We start from the raw sequence: 19,828 nt of genomic DNA on the forward strand, positions 1-19,828 counted from the left end.
ATGGCGAGCCTCGACCTCGGCGAACCCCTCGGCCAGGCCGTGATGGCGCGGCTCGCCGCCGATCCGGCCCTCTGCGCCCTCGTGCAGGGCCGCGTGCGCGACTACGTGCGGGCGGGCGAGGACTGGCCCTTCCTGCGCCTCGACCCCGTCGAGACCCGCCCCTACGAGGCCGAGGGCTGGGTCGGCTGCACCTGCCGCATCACGCTGCACGCCTTCGCCCGCGGCGAGCGCGGCACAAGCGCCATCCAGCGCCTCGCCGCCGCGGCCGCGGCCGCCCTCGACGAGGCCGATCTGCGCCTGTCCCGCGGCCGGCTCCTCTGGATCGCCCACGAGCGCAGCCTGTACGTGCCCGAGCCCCAGGGGCCCGCCTCCTGGCACGCGGTGCTGCGCTTCTCCGCCGTCGCCGCCGCCTGACCCCCGGGGCGCCGCCCCGGACCCGCCGGGGACGCGGTCCCCGGACCCCCCACGAGGAATCCCGCCATGACCGAAGCCGCCACGCTGCCCTTCTCGGGCGTCTCCGTGAAGCTCGAGAGCCCCGACCGGGCCGGTACCTTCGAGGCGCCGGTCGGGCTCACCGAGCGCTCCGTCTCCTTCAGCAAGGAGACCAACAGCGTCGCCATCCCGGACGCAGTCAACGAGGACGCCGCCCCGTTCGTCGCCCGCGACGTGGTCTCGAAATCCGTGACCATCTCGGGCAAGGGCGTGATGGCCCGCCAGAGCCTCGGCCGCTGGCGCGCCGCCTTCGAGGCGGACGGCCCCGTGCGGACCCGCGTGGACGTCGCCGGGGACGGGACCGGAGGCGCCGGCACCGGCGCCGGAGGCGCCGGCCACTGGGAGGGGCTGTTCCACCTCACGAGCTTCGAGGTCGGGGCGATCCGCGGCGAGCGCTGCACCGTCACGGTCGCCCTGCAGTCGAGCGGCCCGGTGCCGTTCACGGCCGCGCCCTGACGGATCCGATGAGCCGCGACGGCCATGTCGACCTCGCCCTCGGCGGCGCGGTCCGGCGCTTCCGCCTCGCGATCGGCGACCTGGAAGCCCTCCAGGAGGCGACCGGCCTCGGCCCCGCCGACCTCCTGCACCGGCTCCGGACCGGGCGGCCCTACCGCTTCCGGGACGTGGCCGAGACCCTGCGCGTCGCCCTGGTCGGCGGCGGCCTCGGCGTCGGCGAGGCCCACGCCCTCGCGGCGGGCCTCGACGGCCTGCCCTGCCTCACCGTCATCGCGGCGGCGACGCTCGCCCTCGCGGCGGGCCTCGACGGCGCCGAGGACGAGGAGGTCGGGCGCTGGACCCGGCCCTCGCCGGCCCGCCCGGACGGGCGCATGGCCTTCGCGCCCTTCTACGAGGCCGCCGCCGCCCTCGGCCTCGCCGTCGCCGACCTGCGGGCGATGAGCCTCTGGCAATTCGCCGCCTACCTGGACGGCTTCAACCGGGCCCACGGCCCCGACGGGCCCGAGCCGATGAGCGCCGCCGAAGAGGACCGGCTCTGGGCCTGGATCCGGGCCGAGACCGCGGGAGCCCCGCATGCCGACCGAGCTTGACCGCCTCGTCGTCTCCCTGGAGGCGAATCTCGACGCCTACGAGCGCGCCCTCGACCGGGCCGCGCCCCTGGCCGAGCGCGCCCTCGGCCAGGCCGAGCGGGCCGTCGCGGCGAGCGCCGCCCGGATGCAGGCCGCCATGGCGCGGGCCGGGGAGGGGGTGCGCGGCGAGATCGTCCGGATGGTGGCGCAGGCCCCCGCCGCGGCGTCCGCCGTCCCCGCCGCCCAGGCCCCCCGCCCTGCCGGCGGCGCGGCCGCGCCGCCGGCCTCCTCCGTATCCGGCGCGCCGCCGCAAGCCGCGCCGCCGACCGGCGCCCGCGCCCCCGCCCGGAGGATGTCCGGCGCCGAACCCGGGCCGACCCGCGCCGGGGAGGCCGAGGAGCCGGCACCCGCGCGCGCCCTCCCGCCCGCCCTCCCGGTCCCGGCACCCGCCGGGGCCCCCGCGCCCGCGGCCGCGGCGCCCGCGTTCCAGGGCGCCGCCCCGGCATCCCCGCCCGCGGCGCGCCCCGGGACATCCGCGGCCCCCGACGGCGACGCCTTCCGCTCCGAGGTCGCCCGCCTCACCAAGCGGACCGGGCTCCTGCGCGTCGAGGCCGAGACGCTCGGCCTGTCCGAGGGCGCCGCCGCCCGGGCCGAGGCCGCCTTCCGCCTCCTCGACGCGGCCAAGAAGGCGGATCTCGCCGTCACCCCCGCCCTCACGGCCGAGGTTGAGAAGGTCGCGGCGGCCTACGGCGCGGCGACCCAGCAGGTCGAGGACGCCGAGCGGGCGCAGCGCGCCTTCCAGCAGGCCTCGCGGGATTTCGGCTCCGCCCTCTCGGGGGCGCTGAAGGGCGCGATCCTCGACGGCGAGCGGCTCAACGCGGTGCTCTCCCGCTTCGCCATCACGCTCGCCGCCCGGAGCATCGACCGCACCGTCGAGGGCTTCCTCGCCAGGGGCGGGGCGGGCGGCGACCTGCTGGGGGAGGCCGCCAAGGGCCTCGGCCTCGACCTCAACCCGACCGGCCGCGCCGAGGGCGGGCCGGTGGTGCCGGGCGTGGCCTACACGGTGGGCGAGCGCGGCCGCGAGACCTTCGTGCCGCTCCAGCCCGGCCGCATCGTCCCGGCGGCCCGCGGCCCGGCCGCGGCGCCCGCGCCCGCCCCGATCCAGGTGAGCGTGGTGGTGCAGACGCCCGACGCGCCGAGCTTCGCGCGCGCCGAGGCGCAGGTCACCGCCGCCCTGGCGCGCGCCGTCCAGCGCGGGTTGCGGGGGCAGTGACATGGCCTCGCCCTTCCACGAGGTGCGCTTTCCGCTCGCCCTCTTCTACGGGTCCCGCGGCGGGCCGGAGCGGCGCACCGAGATCGTCACGCTCGGCTCCGGCGACGAGGAGAGGAACAGCCTCTGGCGCCACTCTCGGCGCGCCTACAATGCCGGGCCGGCGCTCCGCCGCGCCGAGGACATCGCGCTCCTGATCGCCTTCTTCGAGGAGCGCCGCGGGCCCCTCTACGGCTTCCGCTGGCGCGACACCTTCGACCACGCCTCCGGCCCCTTCGGCCGCGCGCCCGCCGCCACCGACCAGCCCCTCGGCACGGGCGACGGCGCCGCGACCGTGTTCCCGCTCGCCAAGACCTACGGGGCGGCCTTCGCCCCCTACACGCGCCCGATCGTCAAGCCGGTGGCCGGCTCGGTCCGGGTGGCGGTGGCGGGCGCCGAGTTGCCGGCCTCCGGCTTCGCCGTCGACGCCACCACCGGCCGCGTCACCCTCGCGCAGGCCCCGCCCGCGGGCGCCGCGGTGACGGCGGGGTTCCTGTTCGACGTGCCGGTGCGCTTCGCCACCGACCGCCTGGAGATCGACCACCAGGCGGTGCTGGCCGGCGTGGTCGCCGACATCCCGATCCTGGAGCTGCGCCGGTGAGATCCCTGCCTCCCGCCCTCGCCGCGAGCCTCGCGAGCGGCGTCACCACGCTCTGCCGCTGCTGGATCCTGACCCGCACGGACGGGATGCGGCTCGGCTTCACCGACCACGACGAGGACGTGGTCTGCGACGGGGTTCCCTGCGCGGCCGAGACCGGCGCCACCGGCTCGGCCCTGGAGCAGGGCGCGGGCCTGAGCCCCGACACGGGCGAGATCATGGGGGCGCTCCGCTCCGGGCGGCTGGCGGAAAGCGAACTGGCGCGCGGCCTCTACGACGGGGCGGCGGTGGCGGTGTGGTGGGTGGATTGGTCCGCCCCGGCGAACGCGGTGCCGGTGCTGTGCGGGCATCTCGGCGAGGTGTCCCGCGGTGCCTGCGGCTTCACCGCGGAGGTGCGGGGGCTCGCGGACCGCCTCGGCCAGCCGACCGGGCGGCTCTATCAGCGCTCCTGCGACGCGCTGCTCGGCGATGCGCGCTGCGGGATCGACGCGACGGGAGCCGCCTACCGCGGCACCGGCACGGTCGCGGCCGTGCGCTCGCCGCGGACGCTCCTGGCCGCGGGCCTCGACGCGTTCCGCACGGATTGGTTCACGGCCGGGCGGCTGGTCTGGACGCGGGGCGCCAATGCGAACGCGGTGGTCGAGGTGCGGGCGCATCAGCGCGGGGTCGCCGGCGCCGCCGCGCTCCTCGACCTGTGGGAGCCGGCCCCGGCCGCGATGGCGGCGGGCGACGCGTTCACGGTCACGGCCGGCTGCGACAAGTCCTTCGGCAGCTGCCGGACCAAGTTCGGCAACGCGGTCAATTTCCGCGGCTTCCCGGACCTGCCGGGCAACGACTACGCGGTGTCCTCCAGGCGGGACGAGGCCGGCAATGACGGCGGGCGCCTGCGGTAGCCGGGCGCCTGCGGCAGCAAGGAGGCCGCCGGCGCGCCGGCCGCCCGGTCCGGCCGCCCGGTCCATGCCGGATCGGCCCGTCCACGCGCCGCGGGATGCGCGTCACCGCCAAGCATCCGCCCGCCGAGGCCGGAGCGACCGGGGAGCGTCCGATCCGCGCGCCTGCGGCGGAGCCGGGACCGCATCCGAGACCAGTCCCGAGCGCGCCCGCCTGCCGCAGCGGCAAGGACCGTCGTGCCCGGTCCGGACCGGTTCGGGCCGGGCTCGGCACGACCCGCTCGGGACGAACAAACGGCCTGTTTGCAAGTTAGCCGGCTTTCCAGAGAAGCGCCTGCGGGCGGTCGGACGAGGCAGGTGGGGCATGCTGGGCTGGTTTCGCGCGCTGATGCCGAAGGAGGACCGCTTCTTCGACCTGTTCGAGCGGCACGCCGACACCCTGGTCGCGGCGGCCGAGGCGCTGCAGGACCTGCTCAAGGGCGGGGAGGACGTGCCGCGCTACTGCCGGATCATCGCCGAGCGCGAGCACGAGGCGGACGACATCTCCCGCGAGGTGCTGCAGGCCGTGCGGCGCAGCTTCATCACCCCGTTCGACCGCGGCGACATCAAGGACCTGATCCAGTCGATGGACGATGCCATCGACCAGATGAACCGCACCGCCAAGGCCATCACCCTGTTCGATGTGCGCCGGTTCGATCCGATCATGCAGGAGCTGGGCGGTACGGTGCTGGAGGCCGCCCGGCTCACCGCCCAGGCCGTGCCGCTCCTGAAGGCGATCGGCCCGCAGGCGGGCCGCCTCGCCATGCTGACCGAGCTGGTGGTCAAGGTGGAGGGCCGCTCCGACGCGTTGCACGAGCAGGGCCTCAAGTCCCTCTACCGCGCGCACGGGCGGACCGATCCCATGGCCTACATCGTCGGCAGCGAGATCCTGGGTCACCTGGAGGACGTGGTCGACCGCTTCGAGGACGTCGCCAACGAGATCAGCGGCATCGTGATCGAGAACGTGTAGGGCGGCGATGACCGACGCCCTCGCGCTGCCGGCGCTCACCGGCCTCATCGCCCTCGCGCTCCTGTTCGACTTCCTCAACGGCCTGCACGACGCGGCCAACTCGATCGCCACCATCGTCTCGACCCGGGTGCTGCGGCCGCATTACGCCGTGGTCTGGGCGGCCTTCTTCAACTTCATCGCCTTCCTGTTCTTCGGCCTGCACGTCGCCCAGACGCTCGGCACCGGCATCGTGGAGGCGAGCCTGGTCGATGCCCGCGTGATCTTCGGCGCGCTCGTGGGGGCCATCGCCTGGAACGTGCTGACCTGGGTGCTCGGCATCCCGTCGAGCAGCTCGCACGCGCTCGTCGGAGGGCTCGTCGGGGCGGGGATCGCCAAGGCGGGCTGGCAGGCGGTGGTCTGGGGCGGGCTCGGCAAGACCGCGGCGGCCATCGTGCTCTCGCCCCTGCTCGGGTTCCTGCTCGCGCTCCTGCTGGTGCTGATCGTCTCGTGGGGGTTCGTGCGCTCGACGCCCTTCGCGGTCGACCGCACCTTCCGCCACCTGCAATTCGTCTCGGCCTCGCTCTACTCGCTCGGCCACGGCGGCAACGACGCGCAGAAGACGATGGGGATCATCGCGGTGCTGCTCTACAGCCAGGGGCACCTCGGGAGCGCGTTCTTCGTGCCGCTCTGGGTGGTTTTGTCCTGCCAGGCGGCGATGGCGGCCGGCACGCTGCTGGGCGGCTGGCGGATCGTGCGCACGATGGGCTCGCGCATCACGCGGCTCACGCCGATGCAGGGCTTCTGCGCCGAGACGGGCGGGGCGCTGACGCTGTTCGGGGCGACCTGGCTCGGGATCCCGGTCTCGACCACGCACACCATCACCGGGGCGATCATCGGGGTGGGGGCGGCCCGCCGCACCTCCGCGGTGCGCTGGGGGGTGGCGAGCAACATCGTGGTGGCCTGGGTGCTCACCCTGCCCGCGGCGGCGCTGATCGGCGCGGGCGCCTACGGTCTCACGGCGCTGATCTCCTGACCGGCGCCCTGCCGCGGCCGGTTCCCCGTCCCGGACCGGGCCGAGGAGGGCGGCCCGGCGAGGGTCTCCGTCGCCGCGGCGGTCTGGCCCGCGAGCGCCTTCACCTCGCTGGCGACGACCGCGAAGCCGCGCCCCGCCTCGCCGGCCCGGGCCGCCTCGATCGTGGCGTTGAGCGCCAGCAGGTTCGTCTGCCCGGCGATGCTGGCGATCAGCGCGACCACGTCGCCGATCCGCTCCGCCGAGGCCGACAGCTGACGGAGCATCGCGTCGGTCCGCTCCGCGTCCTCGCAGGCGCGCTCGGCGATGGCGGAGGAGCGGGCGACCTGGCCGGCGATCTCCTGGATCGAGGCCGCCATCGCCTCGCTCGCCGCGGCCACGGTCTGCACGTTGGCGGCGGCCTGCTCCGCCGCGGAGGCGACCGAGACCGCGTGCGCCGTCGTCGCGTCCGCGGTCCCGTTCATCGAGCGGGCAATCACCGCCATCTCGGCCGAGGAGGCGGAGAGGCCCCGCGTCAGGGCGGAGACCTGCGCCTCGACCTGCCGGGTGAGCGCGTCGAGCACCTGCGCGCGGCGCGTCCTGGCGGCGTTCTCGACGGCGCCGGCCTCGTCCGCCTCGCGCTTGGCGATCATCGCGTCCTTGAACACCTGGACGGCGCGCCATCGCGCCGATCTCGTCGCGGCGCGCGGTGCCCTCGACCGGCACGGCGAGGTCGCCCCCGGCCAGCGGCGTCATGGTCGCCGTCGCGGCGAGGAGCGGGCGCGTGACGCCGACCAGCACGGTGACCAAGCCGAGCACGCTCGCGACGACGGCCAGCGCGAGGCACGCGGTCAGCGCCATCTTGGCCCATGCCGCGGAGATCCGAGCACGCTCGAATTCGCTGCGCGTCTCACGGAGCTGGTAATCCGAGAGGCGCGTAAGCACCTCGTTGGTCGGTTTCATCATCTCGTTGAGCGAGAGATGCGCCGCACCGTAGCCGTCGAGGGACATCGATCGTGGGCGTTCGGGTGCGGTCGCGATAGGCGGCTTCCATCCGGGCCGCCCGTGCACGGGTGCCCGGAATGAACGCGGATCCTCATCTCACCCGCGCCCGCGTGGTCGCGACCGCCCGGGCGTGGCGCGGCACGCCCTACCACCACCAGGCGGCGCTGAAGGGGCTCGGCTGCGACTGCCTCGGCCTGGTGCGGGGCGTCTACGCCGAACTCTACGGGCGCAGCCCCGAGGAGCCGCCCCCCTACGCCCCGGGCTGGGCCGAGAGCGCCGCGCTCGGACCGGACGGCCCGGCCGAGCCCCTGCGCGACGCCGCCCGCCGCCACCTCGCCGAGATCCCGCCCCCCGAGGCGCTGGCCGGCGACGTCCTGCTCTTCCGCTGGCGCGACGGCCTGCCCGCCAAGCACTGCGCCATCCTCACCGCCCCCCTCGCCGGGCCGGCGCCCCGGATGCTCCACGCCTATGACGGCCACGCCGTCCTCGAATGCAGCCTCCCCCGCGCCTGGTCGCGGCGCATCGCCCACGCCTTCCGCTTCCCGGGCCTCCGCGCATGAGCACCCTCGTCCTCTCCTATGCCGGCAAGGCCGCCGGTACCGCCCTGGCCGGCCCGCTCGGCGGCCTCCTCGGCGGCGTCGCCGGCGCCGGCCTCGGCGGCGTCCTCGACCGCGCCCTGTTCGGATCCCGCCCCAGGCCGCAGATCAACGCGGGGCCGCGCCTCTCCGAGCTCTACGTCACCGCCTCCAGCGAGGGCGCGGCGATCGCCCGCGTCTTCGGCCGCCCCCGCGTCGCCGGCCAGATCATCTGGGCCACCAAGCTCCGCGAGGAGCAGCACGTCGAGACGGTGAAGACCCGCGGCGGCAAGGGCGCGCCCACCCAGAAGACCTACAACGTCACCTACACGTACAGCGTCAGCCTCGCGGTCGCCCTCTGCGAGGGGCCGATCACCGCCATCGGCGAGATCTACGCCGACGGCAAGCCGCTGCGGCTCGCCGATTACCAGGCCCGCATCTACCTCGGCGACGAGGCGCAGGGGCCCGATCCCAAGATCGAGGCCGTCGAGGGGGGCGCCCCCGCCTATCGCGGCCTCGCCTACATCGTGGTCGAGGACATGCCGCTCGCCGCCTTCGGCAACCGCGTGCCGGTGATCACCGCCGAGGTCATCCGCCGCCCGCCCTGCGCCGATGGTCGCCCGGCACTGGAGGACCTCGTCACCGCCGTGACCCTGATCCCGGCCATGGGCGAGTTCGTCTACGCCACCGCCCCGGTGACCGCGAACGCCTTCGGGGCGCTCGCCGGGCAGAACACCGTCTCGGGCGCGGTCGACCTCGTCCGCGCCCTCGACCAGCTTCAGGCCGAGGCGCCGGCCTGCCGCCACGTCTCCCTCGTCGTCGCCTGGCAGGGCACGGACCTGCGCCTCGCGGCCTGCCGCATCGTCCCGAAGGCCGAGGCGGCGCGGAAGACCACCGACCTGCCCTGGAGCGCCGGCGGCCTCGCGAGGGCGCAGGCGCAGCGGGTCAGCCGCGACCCGGACGGCAACCCGTTGATCGGCGGGGCGCCCTGCGACCTCTCGGTGGTGCAGGCGATCCGCGAGCTGAAGCGGCGCGGGTTCTCGGTGACGCTCTACCCGTTCGTGATGATGGACGTGCCGGCCGGCAACGGCCTGCCCGACCCCTATGGCGGCCCGGAGCAGGCGGCCTTTCCCTGGCGCGGGCGCGTCACCTGCGATCCGGCGATCGGCCGGCCCGGCAGCCCGGACGGAACGCCCGCCGCCGCCGACCAGGTCGCCGCCTTCTTCGGCCGCGTCGCCCCGGCCGACCTCGCCTGGAGCGGCGGCACGGTGACCTGCGCCAGGGCCGAGTGGAGCTTCCGCCGCTTCATCCTGACCTGCGCCCGGCTCGCCGAGGCGGCGGGCGGGGTCGACGGCTTCCTGATCGGCTCCGAGATGGTCGGGCTGACCGCGCTGCGCTCCGGCCCCGGCCTCTTCCCGGCGGTGGCGCAGCTGCGCGCGCTCGCCGCCGACGCGCGCGCCATCCTCGGGCCCGGCACGGCGATCGGCTACGGGGCGGACTGGACCGAGTACGCCAGCCATCGCCCGCAGGACGGCAGCGGCGACGTCTACTTCCACCTCGATCCGCTGTGGGCCGACCCCAACATCGACTTCGTCGGGATCGACAACTACATGCCGCTCGCCGATTGGCGCGACGGCTTCGGCCACCTGGACGCGCGGCGCTTCGCGAGCGTCGACGACCCCGCCTATCTCGCCGGCAACGTCGCCGGGGGCGAGCTGTTCGACTGGTTCTACCCGACGCAGGCCGACCGCGACGCGCAGAACCGGGTGCCGATCCGCGACACCGCCCACGGCGAGGACTGGGTGTTCCGGCTCAAGGAGCTGCGCGCCTGGTGGGCCAACCCCCACCACGACCGGCCGGGCGGGGTGCGCCGAGCCACGGCCACGGCGTGGGTGCCGCAGTCGAAGCCGATCCGCTTCACCGAGCTCGGCTGCCCGGCGGTCGACAAGGGCGCCAACCAGCCCAACGTCTTCGTCGACCCGAAATCCTCGGAGAGCCTCCTGCCGTACTTCTCGAACGGCCGGCAGGACGTGGCGATGCAGCGCGCCTTCCTGGAGGCGGTGCTGCGCCACTGGCGGGCGCCGGAGGCCAACCCGGTCTCGGCGGTCTATGGCGGTCGCATGGTCGATGCGGAGCGGATCTTCGTGTGGACCTGGGATGCGCGGCCCTACCCGGACTTCCCGCGCCAGGTCGGGGTGTGGAGCGACGCGCCGAACTACGCGCTCGGGCACTGGCTCAACGGCCGGCTGACCCTGGGCAGCCTGCTGGACGTGGTGGCCGACCTGTGCCGGGGCACGGGGGTCGAGGTCGACGTCTCGGCCCTGCGCGGGGTGGTGTTCGGCTACGTGGTGGCGGAGGTGCAGGCCCCGCGCGACAGCCTGGCGCCGCTGCGCACCGCGTTCTTCTTCGACGGGGTCGAGAGCGGCGGGGTGCTGCGCTTCCGGCCGCTGGCCCGGGCGCCGGTGGCCCGCTTCACGCAAGCGGATCTGGTCGCCGCGGGCCAGGGCCCGGATTTCCGGCGCACCCGGACCGAGGAGGCGGCGCTGCCGGCGGCGCTGTCGCTGAGCTTCGTCGATCCGGCGCGGGGCTACCAGAGCGCGGCGGTCGAGGCGCGCCGGCTCTCCGGCCGGGCGGCCTCCGTGTCGCGGGTGAGCCTGCCGCTCTGCCTGGAGGAGGGGGCGGCGCGGGGCCTGGCGCAGGCGCTGCTCTACCAGGCGGTGGTCGAGCGCGAGGCGGTGACCGCGACCCTGCCGCCCTCGGCCCTGGCCCTGGAGGTCGGGGACGTGGTCGCGCTCGACCTCGCCGGCAGCCCGGTCGAGGTGCGGCTGACCCGGCTCGGCCTGGAGGCGGGCCGGCCCTTCTCCGCCGTGCGGGCGGATGCGGGGGTCTACGCCTACCGGGACGGGGGCGGGACCGGGCGGGCGCCGGCACCGCCGGCGGCGGTGGGGGTGGGGCTGTTCCGCATCCTCGACCTGCCGCTCCTGAGCGCGCAGGCGGTGCCCCACGCGCCCTCCTTCGCGGCCTACACGGTGCCGTGGTCGCCGGTGAGCGTGCTGCGGGCGCTCGCCGGCGGGGCGCCGGAGGCGGACGCCCTGATCCAGGCGCGCTCGATCATCGGCGAGCTCGTGGCCGACCTGTTCCCGGGCCCGACCGGGCGCTGGGACCGGGTGAACGAGGTGTTCGTGCAGGTGCCGCCCGGCGCCGAGCTGGTCTCGGCCTCCGATCTCGACGTCCTGAACGGCGCCAACACGGCGGCCCTGCTCGGGCCCTCGGGCGCGTGGGAGGTGCTGCAATGGGCCGGCGCCACCCTGCTGGGGGCGGGCCGCTACCGGCTCGCCGGGCTCCTGCGCGGGCAGCTCGGCACCGAGTTCGCCATGGGCGCCCCGACGCCGGCCCGGGCGGCGTTCGTGGTGCTCTCGCAGGCCCTGGTGCAGTCGGGCATGCCGGCCTCGGCGCGGGGGCTGCCGCAGGACTTCCGCTGGGGGCCGGCGGCGCGCGGTCCGGAGGACCCCTCCTACGCCGCGGCCCGCGTGACGGTGACGGGGGCGGGGTTGCGGCCCTACGCGCCCGTGCAGGCGCGGCTGCGGCGGCGCGAGAGCGGCGACCTCGACCTGTCCTGGATCCGGCGCACGCGGCGGGACGGGGACAGCTGGGACCAGGTCGAGGTGCCGCTGGCCGAGGAGACGGAGGCCTACGCGGTGGACATCCTCTCCGAGACCGGCGCCGTGCGGCGCAGGCTGGCGGCGGCGGGCCCGTCCCTGACCTATCCGGTGGCCGAGCAGGCGGCCGATTTCGGCGGCCCGGTGCGGCGGCTCACCGTGGCGATCTGTCAGGTCTCGGCCGCCTACGGCCGGGGCATCCCCTTGAGGATCACGCTCGATGTCTGAGTCCACCCCCAACCTGGCGCTGCCGCTGCTGGCGGCCGCGCAGGCGCAGAAGCACGTGACGCACAACGAGGCGCTGATGGGCCTCGACACGCTGGTGCAGCTCGCGGTGCTGGACAAGGACCTGCTCGCCCCGCCGGCCTCGGCGGCGGAGGGGGACCGCTACCTGCTCGCCGGGGCGAACCCGACCGGGGCCTGGGCGGGCTGGGCGGGGCGGGTGGTGCGCTACCAGGACGGGCGCTGGCTGTCGTTCATCCCCCGGCCGGGCTGGCTGGCCTACGTGGTGGACGAGGGCGACCTCTACACCTACGCGGCCGGGCCGGCCGGCGCGGCCGGGCCGGCCGGCGGCGGCGCGTGGGTGGGCTTCCGGAGCAGCCTGAGCGCGCTGCAGAACCTGGCGCGGCTCGGGATCGGCACCACGGCCGACGCCGCCAACCCGTTCGCCGCCAAGCTGAACACGGCGCTGTGGGCGGCGCTGCCGGCGGCGGAGGGCGGCAGCGGCGACCTGCGCTACACGCTCACCAAGGAGGCGGCCGGCAACACGCTCTCCCTGCTGCTGCAATCGGGCTGGTCGGGGCGGGCCGAGCTCGGGCTGACCGGGGACGACGACCTGCACCTGAAGGTCTCGGGCGACGGGGCAACCTGGACGGAGGCGCTGCGGGTCGACCGGGCCACCGGCGGGGTGGATTGGCGGGCGGCCGAGGCGAGCGTGGCGGCGGGGCCGAGCGTGGATCTCGGGGCGGTGAACGCGCTGTGCGTGACGCTGACCGGGGCCGCGACGGTGACGAGCTTCGGCAGCGCGCCGCGGCGGCTGCGGCTCCTGCGCTTCTCGGGCGCGGTCGGGCTGACGCACGACCCGGCGCGGCTGATCCTGCCCGGCGGCGCCACCCTGGTGACGGCGGCCGGGGACACGGCGCTGGCGACCTCGGACGCGGCGGGGGCCTGGACGGTGCGGGCCTACAGCCGCGCGAGCGGCAGGGCGCTGGCCGGGCCGGCCGCGGCCGAAATCGCCGACGCGACGGCGACCGGCCGCGCCGTGCTGACCGCGGCGAGTGCGGCCGCGGGGGCGAGCGCGCTGGGGCTTGGGAGTGAGAGCGCCCCGACCTTCGCCGGGCTGACCATCTCCGGTTGGTCGACGTTCGGCGCGGGCACGGCGTCGTTCATCGGCACAACCGGGACGATAGCAGTCGCCTCTGGGACACCCCGACTCGAAGTCAGGGCTGGCACTGGCACCGGTGATGCCGCGTTTATGGCGTTCCACCGGCCGGGCCAGTTCGCGGCCTATTTCGGCCTCGACGTCGACAACGCCTGGAAGGTCGGCGGCTGGTCCATGGGGGCCAACGCCTACAGGATCTTCCACCAGGGCTTCCGCGACGCCACGAAGGCCGACCTCTCCGGAGCGGCCTTCGCGGGCCCGGTGCGGCTGCCGGGCTACACGGTGGCGACGGTGCCGAGCGCGGCGGCCGCGGGGGGCGGGCGCGCAGATCCACGTCGCGAACGAGGCGGGAGGCCCGGTGCCGGCCTTCAGCGACGGGGCGACCTGGCGGCGGGTGACCGACCGGGCGGCGATTTCCTGAGGGGGCCTGAGGATGGCGATCGAGAAGACGGTGCACCTCTACGAGGTGCTGTTCCGGATTGCGGCGAGCGGTGCGATCGCGGCGCACCGCAAGGACCTGGAGCGGGTGGCGGATCCGGCGACGGGCGAGGTCTACGCCGAGCGCGAGACGGATCCGGTGCCGATCGCCGGGGCGGAGGTCGCGGCGGTGCTGGGGGAGGTGCTGAGCGCGATGACGGCGGAGCGGGACGCGAAGGCGGCGGCGCTGGCGGCGGCGGAGGCCGAGCGGGAGGGGCTGCGCCGGCAGCTCGCGGCGGTGACCGCCGAGCGCGACGCGCTGCGCGAGGCCGCCCGTCCGCCCGCCGCGGCGCCCGCGGCCTGAGCGGCCGCCCCGCCGCACGACCCGCGGCCGCCTCGGGCGGCCCCTCTCTCCCGGAGGCACGTCGTGGACTTGTCACCCATCGGCCGCGCGGTCCTGCGGGCGCGCGAAGGCGAGCGGCTGACCGCCTACAAGGACAGCGTGGGCGTCTGGACCATCGGCGTCGGGATCACCACGGCCTCCGGGCTGATCGTGGTCAGGCCCGGGCTGCGCATCACGCGAGCCGAGAGCGACCGGCTCTTCGCGCAGGCGGTGGAGCGCTCCGTCGACCCGGTGCGCAGGGCGCTGGCGAAGCCGGTGCCGCAGGAATTCTTCGATGCCTGCGCGAGCCTCGCCTACAACATCGGCCCGGTGCGCTTCGCGGAATCGACCATCGTCCGCAAGGCCAATGCGGGCGACCTCGCGGGGGCGGCGGAGGCGTTCCTGCTGTGGAACCGGCCGGCCGCGATCCTGCCGCGGCGGCGGGCGGAGCGCGACCAGGCGCGGACGCCCTACGCGCGGGCCCTGCCGAGGGCGCGCGCCGGCGACGCGGCGCCGGTGCGGGTGCCGGCCGGGCCGCCGCCCGGGCCCGCGCCGCGGCCGCCCGACCCGATGGCGCCGCTCACCCGCCCGGGACCGGCCCGGCCCGCCCCCTGCGGCGGGCCTTCCGCTGCCGGCCGGGCCGCACCGGCGTCCTCGGGCCGGACGCTCGCGCGGGGCTGATCCGCGCGGCCCTCGATGTCTCGCGCGCCGCCGGACGGCGCGCCAACCTGGAGAGAGACGATGACCAAAATCCTGACGCCCGGGGTGGTGACCGGGCTGCTCTCGGCGGCGGCGGTGGCGGCGAGCCTGGCGGGCCGGCCGGCCCTGGCGGCCTTCTTCCAGGATCCCGGCACGGCCGCGAACGTCCTGGCCCTCCTCGGCGCGGCCGGCGCGCTCGCGGCCGGCTTCCTCAAGGGCGCGCGGACCGGGTGACCGGCCGGCGTCTCCCGCTGCCAGTCTTCGCGAGACCGCGCATGGCGGCCGGGCGCGATCCGGCTGTCGTTCGCCGCCGAAGACCGGGCCCGGCTTCGCGAACGCTGCGTTCCGGGGGCGCCGTTCCATGGGACAGCGCTGCCCGTGGCGCAGCGGCATCCTCGGCGCTCCGCCTCCGGGGGTCCCGACGCGGATGCGCGCAGGTTCCCGTTTCGTTGCCGGGGCGCCTGTGCTCTTCTGGTCTCCTCTCAGAGGTCGTTCCTTGGCCCGGCTGCCCCGCGCAGCCGGGCTTTTTCCTTTCGCGGCTCGGTGGCACTGCCGCGCCGAGACGGCTCAGCGCCCGTGGCGGGCGGCGAGCGCCTCAGCCAGGGCCAGGTCGTCGGGCGTGTTGAGGTTCAGGAACGGATCGACCGGCTCGGACGGCCACGCCGCCTCGGCGGTGCCGTGCCGGGCGATCCACTGCCCGACCCGCCGCAAGCCCTCCGTCACCAAGGCCGCCCGCAGGTCGTCGCGCAGCGCGACCGGCCAGAGCCCGTCCACGTAATGCGCCCGGCCCCCCGACGCGGCCGTGGCGAGGGGCGTGCCGGCCGCCGCGCGGGCGGCGTGGAGCCGGGCCACGAAATCCCCCGGCAGGAAGGGCGTGTCGCCCGCCACCGTGGCCACGAAGGCGACGCCCGGGTGATGTGCGGCGGCGTGGTCGAGGCCGGCCAGCACCCCGGCGAGCGGACCGGGCGCGTCCGGCACCGAATCGGGCAGGACAGGCCCCGCGAAGGCGGGCCGGAAGCGCGCCGGATCGCCGTTGGCGCTCAGGACCACGCCCGCGGCGCATTGCGGCGCGAGCCGCGCGGCGACCCGCGCCAGCAGCGTCTCGCCGCCGAGCCGCAGCAGGGGCTTGTCGCCGCCCCCCATCCGCCGGGCGAGGCCGCCGCCCAGGATCACCCCGAGGGTGGGCGGGACGCTCACTCGATGACGATCCGCGGCGGCGTGCGGCCGGCGGGAGCCCCCGACAGGCCCGCCCAGAGGCGCGCCGCGATCTCCCGGTAGATCGCGGCCTGGGGCCCGTCCGGGTCCACCGCCACGACGGGACGGCCCGCATCCGAGGATTCGCGGATCGCCATCGTCAGCGGCACCTCGCCGAGGAAGGGCACGCCGAGGCGCTCCGCCTCGTGGCGCGCCCCGCCATGCCCGAAGATGGCCGAGGCCTGCCCGCAATGCGGGCAGACGAAGGTCGCCATGTTCTCGACGATGCCGAGGATCGGCACCTCGACCCGCTTGAACATCGTCACGCCCCGCCGCGCGTCGATCAGCGCGAGGTCCTGCGGCGTCGAGACGATCACCGCGCCCGCGAGCGGGGTCGCCTGGGCCAGGGTGAGCTGCGCGTCGCCGGTGCCGGGGGGCATGTCGACCACCAGCACGTCGAGGTCGCCCCAGGCCACCTCGCGCAGGAGTTGGGTGAGGGCCGATTGCACCATCGGCCCGCGCCAGATCATCGCCGTCTCGGCCTGGATCAGGAAGCCGATCGACATCACCGGCATGCCGTAGCCGGAGAGGGGCACGATCCGCTGGCCCTCCGGCGTCGACACCGTCTCGGGCTTCCGGTCGAGGCCGAACAGCTTGGGCACCGAGGGGCCGTAGATGTCGGCATCGAGCAGGCCGACCTTCAGGCCCTGCGCCTTCAGGGCCAGGGCGAGGTTGCATGCGGTGGTCGACTTGCCGACCCCGCCCTTGCCGGAAGCCACCGCGACCACGTGGCGGATGCCGGGCAGCGCCGGCCCGGGCCGGGGCGCCCCGCCGGGACCGGCCGGCCGCTTCGGCGGTTGCGGCCGGGCCTGCGGCCGCTCGGACGTGAGGCTCGCGAGCGCGCCCGTCACCCCCGGCAGCCTGAGCACGGCGACCTCGGCGGCCCGCCGCACCGCCTCGAAGGCCTCGGCCTCGCTCGGATCGATCCCGATCGAGAACATCACCCGGTCGCCCGGGCCGATCACGATCTCGGAGAGGCGCCCCGAGGCCGGAAGCGGAGTGCCCTTCTGGTCCACCGTCACGCCCGACAGCGCCTGCAGCACGTCCTCACGGGTGATCGCCACGTCTCGTCACTCCTGGCGGGCGGGAAGGCGCCCGGTCCCTCATGCGTGCATGTAACCTTGCGGGTGCGAAACACCAGAGTGCGCCGGCGCGCGGCTTGGATCGGGCGAATGCGCTTCAAGGCGGCTCCAAGGATTCCGTCGCCCGCCGCGTCCAAGGGGGCGAGCGCGGCCGCGGGGCCGCCGGGATCGTCCGATGCGGGACCTCGCCATGCTCCACCCCGACACGCCGCCGGCTTCCCCGAAGGCCGCGATCCCGCCGCCCGATCCCGACGCGGACCTGGTCGCGCGAGCGGGGCAGGGCGATCGAGCGGCCTTCGAGACGCTGCTGCGGCGCCACTACGACCGGCTGCACCGCGTCGCGTGGCGCATGACCGGCTCCCGGGAGGATGCGGAGGACCTCGTGCAGGAGGTCTGCTGCGCCCTGCCGGCCAAGCTCGCCGGGTTCCGGGGCGAGGCGCGGGTCGCGACCTGGCTCACCGGGATCCTGATCAATGCCTGCCGCGACCATCACCGCCGCCGGGGCGCGCTGGACCGGCTCCGGCGGGGGCTCGCCGTCTGGGCCGGCCTCGCCCGGCCCCCCGACGGACGCGACCTCTACCGGCGGTCTTGGCTCGCAGGGGAACTCGCCCGGCTCGACCCGGCCCTGCGCGCGACCGTCATCCTGGTCCACGGCGAGGGACTGACCCACGCCGAGGCGGCCGCCGTTCTCGGCCTCGCCGAATCCACCGTCTCGTGGCGCCTGCACGACCTGCGCCGCCGTCTCAAGGCCTCCGGGGAGGAAAGCCATGGCGCCTGATCCCGCCCTCACGCCCCCGCCCGCCCCCTCGCCGCAGGCGCGCGAGCGCGCGGTCGCGGCGGCGCTCGCGCGCTTCGACGCGCTGCACGGCGAGGCTCAAGGATCCGGTGTCCAAGGATCCTGTGTCCAAGGATCCGGCGCGCCGGTGCGTCCGAGGGAGCGGCAGATCCTCGGGAGACCTCCCCTCATGCGCCGCGCCCGCCCGCTCATCGCCGCCGCCCTGATGACCGCGCTCGCCGGTCCCGCCGCCTGGACCATCCTGCGCGAGGATCGCGCCCGCGAGGATCGCGCCCGCGAGGATGCCGAACCGCCCGCACCCGCCGCCCCGGCCTCCGGGGCGGACCGGCAGAATTCCGCCGGGCCCGAGGCCCGACCCGCGCCCCGGGCGCAGGCCGCGCCGATCCCGGACGCGGCGCCGCCCCCGCCGGTCCTGACCCCGCCGGTCCTGCCCGCGCCGCGCCCGGCCGCTCCGCCCGCCGCCGTCGCGCCCCGGGCGGCGGGCGCGCCGCCGGTTCCCGCCCCCGCGCCGGACCGGAACCGCGCCGGCGAGGCCGATGCGGGCCGCACCCTCCAGGCCTTCCGGTCCTCGGGAGGCTTCCGGTTCGAGGCCTCGCCGCGAGGACCGGCCGCGATGGCCCGGGCGGCCGGCGAGACCGCCCCGGTCCCGTCCGAGCCCGTCGGCCGCGACCGCTTCGCCAACGCGCCGGAGGGGGGCTTCCGCATCACCCGCGAGGCCCCGGTCTCGACCGTCTCCCTCGGGGTGGACACGGCCTCATACGGCATCGTGCGCGACGCCCTGAACCGCAACCACCTGCCGCCGCCCGCGGCGGTGCGCACCGAGGAATTGATCAACTACTTTCCCTACGCCTATCCGGCGCCGGCGAGCCCCGACGCGCCGTTCCGGGTGACGGCCTCGGTCTTTCCGAGCCCCTGGGCCGAGGGCCGCAAGCTCCTCCACATCGGCATCCGGGGCTACGCGGTCGCCCCGGCCGAGCGCCCGCCGGCGAACCTCGTCTTCCTGGTCGACACGTCCGGCTCGATGGCGGCGCCCAACCGGCTGCCCCTGGTCAAGCAATCCCTCGCCATGCTGCTCACGACCCTGGATGCCCGCGACCGCGTCGCCCTCGTCGCCTATGCGGGCGAGGTCGGCACCGTGCTGGAGCCGACGCCCGCCGGCGAGGCGGGCCGGATCCTGGCGGCGATCGAGACCCTGCAGGCGCATGGCAGCACGGCGGGCGGGGAGGGGATCCGGCAGGCCTACGCCCTCGCGGCGCGCCACTTCGACCCGAAGGCGGTCAACCGGGTGATCCTCGCCACCGACGGCGATTTCAACGTCGGCATCACCGGCCGGGACGAGTTGACCGGCTTCGTCGCCCGCGAGCGCCGGAAGGGCATCTTCCTGTCGGTCCTCGGCTTCGGGATGGGCAACCTCAACGACGCGCTGATGCAGGCCCTGGCCAAGGACGGCAACGGCGTCGCCGCCCACATCGACACCGCCCAGGAGGCCCGCAAGGTGCTGGTGGAGGAGGCGACCTCGACCCTGATCCCGATCGCCAGGGACGTGAAGATCCAGGTCGAGTTCAATCCCGCGACCGTGGCCGAGTACCGGCTGATCGGCTACGAGACCCGCCCCCTCGACCGGGCCGATTTCGCCAACGACGAGGCCGATGCCGGCGAGGTGGGCTCCGGCCAGACCGTGACGGCCCTCTACGAGATCGTGCCCGCGGACGGGAAGCGGGTGACCGGCGACCTGCGCTACGCCCCCCACGAGGCGGCGCCCGCCCCGGCCAGCCGCGACTACGCCCACGTGGCGATCCGCTTCAAGCGCCCGGACGCGCGCGAGAGCACACTGATCGAGACGCCGGTCGGCCCGGAGGGGGAGGCCGCGCGCTTCGCCGAGGCGCCGCAGGAGGCCCGGTTCGCCGCCGCGGTCGCGGCCTTCGGGCAGATCCTGCGCGGGGGCAAGCATACCGGCCGCTTCTCCCTCGACGACGTGATCCGCATCGCCGCCCCGGCCCGGGGGGACGACCCTTTCGGCTACCGGGCGGAGTTCCTCGGCCTCGTGCGGGCGGCCAAGGTCGCGCCGGGCCTGCCCGCCCAGAACCTGCCCGCCCAGAACCTGCCCGGCGCGGGCCTGCCCGGGCCGCGGTGAGGGGCCGCGCCTCCTGTGCTGCACCGCACCGCCGGGCCCCGGCCGGCGCCGTATTCCGGTCGCCAGCAGAACGGACCTGCCAAGCCCACGGAGGCAGCCATGCGCGAGCGGATCGAGGATCTCGGCTTCATCA

Annotated in this window: 19 protein-coding genes and 1 pseudogene; 16 read left to right on the plus strand and 4 right to left on the minus strand. The window is 76.0% G+C overall.

From position 1 onward, the window contains the following. From QA634_RS30110 to QA634_RS30145, 8 genes are all read left to right on the plus strand, one after another. Nucleotides 1–414: a DUF3168 domain-containing protein gene (locus QA634_RS30110; RefSeq protein ID WP_012335623.1), complete on the plus strand. Its 414-nt coding sequence runs from the start codon at nt 1–3 to the stop codon at nt 412–414. A 66-nt stretch (nt 415–480) separates the two neighbouring features. Next, nucleotides 481–948, plus strand: a complete 468-nt coding sequence (locus QA634_RS30115; protein ID WP_012335624.1) for a phage tail tube protein — start codon at nt 481–483, stop codon at nt 946–948. 8 nt (nt 949–956) lie between these two features. Then, nucleotides 957–1,538 carry a gene transfer agent family protein gene (locus QA634_RS30120; RefSeq protein WP_012335625.1) on the plus strand — a complete coding sequence of 194 codons (582 nt, stop codon included), beginning with the start codon at nt 957–959 and terminating at the stop codon, nt 1,536–1,538. Continuing rightward, nucleotides 1,522–2,790 carry a hypothetical protein gene (locus QA634_RS30125; RefSeq protein ID WP_012335626.1) on the plus strand — a complete coding sequence of 423 codons (1,269 nt, stop codon included), beginning with the start codon at nt 1,522–1,524 and terminating at the stop codon, nt 2,788–2,790. Before QA634_RS30120 ends, QA634_RS30125 begins: the two co-directional genes overlap by 17 nt. A gap of 1 nt (nt 2,791) precedes the next feature. Next, the gene (locus QA634_RS30130; protein WP_012335627.1) at nt 2,792–3,427 is read left to right on the plus strand and encodes a DUF2460 domain-containing protein; all 636 of its coding nucleotides are present in this window, start codon (nt 2,792–2,794) and stop codon (nt 3,425–3,427) included. Then, nucleotides 3,424–4,317, plus strand: a complete 894-nt coding sequence (locus QA634_RS30135) for a DUF2163 domain-containing protein (RefSeq protein ID WP_012335628.1) — start codon at nt 3,424–3,426, stop codon at nt 4,315–4,317. Before QA634_RS30130 ends, QA634_RS30135 begins: the two co-directional genes overlap by 4 nt. Before the next feature lie 361 nt (nt 4,318–4,678). Next, entirely contained in the window at nt 4,679–5,323 is a 645-nt protein-coding gene (locus QA634_RS30140; protein ID WP_012335629.1) for a DUF47 domain-containing protein, read from the plus strand. Nucleotides 5,324–5,330: 7 nt separating this feature from the next. Next, the gene (locus tag QA634_RS30145; protein ID WP_012335630.1) at nt 5,331–6,335 is read left to right on the plus strand and encodes an inorganic phosphate transporter; all 1,005 of its coding nucleotides are present in this window, start codon (nt 5,331–5,333) and stop codon (nt 6,333–6,335) included. On the opposite strand, the gene QA634_RS30150 is transcribed toward QA634_RS30145, so the two are convergent. Continuing rightward, nucleotides 6,308–6,964 (minus strand): methyl-accepting chemotaxis protein, encoded by a 657-nt coding sequence (locus QA634_RS30150; RefSeq protein WP_150108890.1) that lies wholly within the window; start codon nt 6,962–6,964, stop codon nt 6,308–6,310. The two genes, QA634_RS30145 and QA634_RS30150, sit on opposite strands and share 28 nt — an antisense overlap. Nucleotides 6,965–7,393: 429 nt before the next feature. On the opposite strand from QA634_RS30150, the gene QA634_RS30155 reads away from it, so the two are divergent. The 3 genes and pseudogenes from QA634_RS30155 to QA634_RS35990 form a co-directional block, all read left to right on the plus strand. Then, on the plus strand, nt 7,394–7,876 hold the full coding sequence (locus QA634_RS30155; protein ID WP_012335631.1) for an NlpC/P60 family protein: 483 nt from the start codon (nt 7,394–7,396) through the stop codon (nt 7,874–7,876). Then, complete coding sequence (locus QA634_RS30160; RefSeq protein WP_012335632.1) at nt 7,873–11,778, plus strand: baseplate multidomain protein megatron; 3,906 nt, start codon at nt 7,873–7,875, stop codon at nt 11,776–11,778. The genes QA634_RS30155 and QA634_RS30160 overlap by 4 nt, the downstream gene beginning before the upstream one ends. A gap of 76 nt (nt 11,779–11,854) precedes the next feature. Continuing rightward, nucleotides 11,855–12,031: pseudogene (locus QA634_RS35990) on the plus strand (DUF2793 domain-containing protein); the annotation flags it as partial. Nucleotides 12,032–12,732: 701 nt separating this feature from the next. Here QA634_RS35990 and QA634_RS30170 read toward each other — a convergent pair. Further along, nucleotides 12,733–12,939 carry a hypothetical protein gene (locus QA634_RS30170; RefSeq protein WP_043701754.1) on the minus strand — a complete coding sequence of 69 codons (207 nt, stop codon included), beginning with the start codon at nt 12,937–12,939 and terminating at the stop codon, nt 12,733–12,735. 425 nt (nt 12,940–13,364) lie between these two features. Between QA634_RS30170 and QA634_RS30175 the strand changes: the two genes are divergently transcribed. The 3 genes from QA634_RS30175 to QA634_RS30185 all read left to right on the plus strand — a co-directional run bounded on the left by QA634_RS30175 (nt 13,365) and on the right by QA634_RS30185 (nt 14,663). Then, a complete protein-coding gene (locus QA634_RS30175; RefSeq protein ID WP_012335633.1) occupies nt 13,365–13,712 on the plus strand; it encodes a hypothetical protein in 348 nt (115 codons plus the stop codon). Nucleotides 13,713–13,775: 63 nt separating this feature from the next. Further along, nucleotides 13,776–14,411 (plus strand): lysozyme, encoded by a 636-nt coding sequence (locus tag QA634_RS30180; RefSeq protein ID WP_012335634.1) that lies wholly within the window; start codon nt 13,776–13,778, stop codon nt 14,409–14,411. A 60-nt stretch (nt 14,412–14,471) separates the two neighbouring features. Further along, nucleotides 14,472–14,663, plus strand: a complete 192-nt coding sequence (locus QA634_RS30185; protein WP_012335635.1) for a hypothetical protein — start codon at nt 14,472–14,474, stop codon at nt 14,661–14,663. A 333-nt stretch (nt 14,664–14,996) separates the two neighbouring features. Here QA634_RS30185 and mobA read toward each other — a convergent pair whose 3' ends face one another. Together mobA and QA634_RS30195 are read right to left on the minus strand one after the other, a co-directional pair. Beyond that, a complete protein-coding gene (mobA, locus tag QA634_RS30190; protein ID WP_012335636.1) occupies nt 14,997–15,626 on the minus strand; it encodes a molybdenum cofactor guanylyltransferase MobA in 630 nt (209 codons plus the stop codon). Then, nucleotides 15,623–16,747, minus strand: coding sequence for an Mrp/NBP35 family ATP-binding protein (locus QA634_RS30195; protein ID WP_012335637.1), 1,125 nt, complete (start codon nt 16,745–16,747; stop codon nt 15,623–15,625). Before QA634_RS30195 ends, mobA begins: the two co-directional genes overlap by 4 nt. Nucleotides 16,748–16,940: 193 nt before the next feature. Here QA634_RS30195 and QA634_RS30200 point away from each other — a divergent pair, with 193 nt between their 5' ends. Both QA634_RS30200 and QA634_RS30205 read left to right on the plus strand, forming a co-directional pair. Continuing rightward, complete coding sequence (locus QA634_RS30200; protein ID WP_012335638.1) at nt 16,941–17,543, plus strand: RNA polymerase sigma factor; 603 nt, start codon at nt 16,941–16,943, stop codon at nt 17,541–17,543. A gap of 187 nt (nt 17,544–17,730) precedes the next feature. After that, a complete protein-coding gene (locus QA634_RS30205; RefSeq protein WP_012335639.1) occupies nt 17,731–19,695 on the plus strand; it encodes a vWA domain-containing protein in 1,965 nt (654 codons plus the stop codon). Nucleotides 19,696–19,828 lie beyond the last annotated feature (133 nt).

It is taken from the genome of Methylobacterium sp. CB376, assembly GCF_029714205.1.
Lineage (GTDB): Bacteria > Pseudomonadota > Alphaproteobacteria > Rhizobiales > Beijerinckiaceae > Methylobacterium.

Bases quoted from the DNA above. Each gene is read 5' to 3' on its own strand.
- QA634_RS30110 (WP_012335623.1), top strand. From the start codon at position 1: ATGGCGAGCCTCGACCTCGGCGAACCCCTCGGCCAGGCCGTGATGGCG.
- QA634_RS30115 (WP_012335624.1), top strand. From the start codon at position 481: ATGACCGAAGCCGCCACGCTGCCCTTCTCGGGCGTCTCCGTGAAGCTC.
- QA634_RS30120 (WP_012335625.1), top strand. From the start codon at position 957: ATGAGCCGCGACGGCCATGTCGACCTCGCCCTCGGCGGCGCGGTCCGG.
- QA634_RS30125 (WP_012335626.1), top strand. From the start codon at position 1,522: ATGCCGACCGAGCTTGACCGCCTCGTCGTCTCCCTGGAGGCGAATCTC.
- QA634_RS30130 (WP_012335627.1), top strand. From the start codon at position 2,792: ATGGCCTCGCCCTTCCACGAGGTGCGCTTTCCGCTCGCCCTCTTCTAC.
- QA634_RS30140 (WP_012335629.1), top strand. From the start codon at position 4,679: ATGCTGGGCTGGTTTCGCGCGCTGATGCCGAAGGAGGACCGCTTCTTC.
- QA634_RS30145 (WP_012335630.1), top strand. From the start codon at position 5,331: ATGACCGACGCCCTCGCGCTGCCGGCGCTCACCGGCCTCATCGCCCTC.
- QA634_RS30150 (WP_150108890.1), bottom strand. From the start codon at position 6,964: ATGATCGCCAAGCGCGAGGCGGACGAGGCCGGCGCCGTCGAGAACGCC.
- QA634_RS30155 (WP_012335631.1), top strand. From the start codon at position 7,394: ATGAACGCGGATCCTCATCTCACCCGCGCCCGCGTGGTCGCGACCGCC.
- QA634_RS30160 (WP_012335632.1), top strand. From the start codon at position 7,873: ATGAGCACCCTCGTCCTCTCCTATGCCGGCAAGGCCGCCGGTACCGCC.
- QA634_RS30170 (WP_043701754.1), bottom strand. From the start codon at position 12,939: ATGAACGACGCCGTGCCCGCGCCGAACGTCGACCAACCGGAGATGGTC.
- QA634_RS30175 (WP_012335633.1), top strand. From the start codon at position 13,365: ATGGCGATCGAGAAGACGGTGCACCTCTACGAGGTGCTGTTCCGGATT.
- QA634_RS30185 (WP_012335635.1), top strand. From the start codon at position 14,472: ATGACCAAAATCCTGACGCCCGGGGTGGTGACCGGGCTGCTCTCGGCG.
- QA634_RS30200 (WP_012335638.1), top strand. From the start codon at position 16,941: ATGCGGGACCTCGCCATGCTCCACCCCGACACGCCGCCGGCTTCCCCG.
- QA634_RS30205 (WP_012335639.1), top strand. From the start codon at position 17,731: ATGCGCCGCGCCCGCCCGCTCATCGCCGCCGCCCTGATGACCGCGCTC.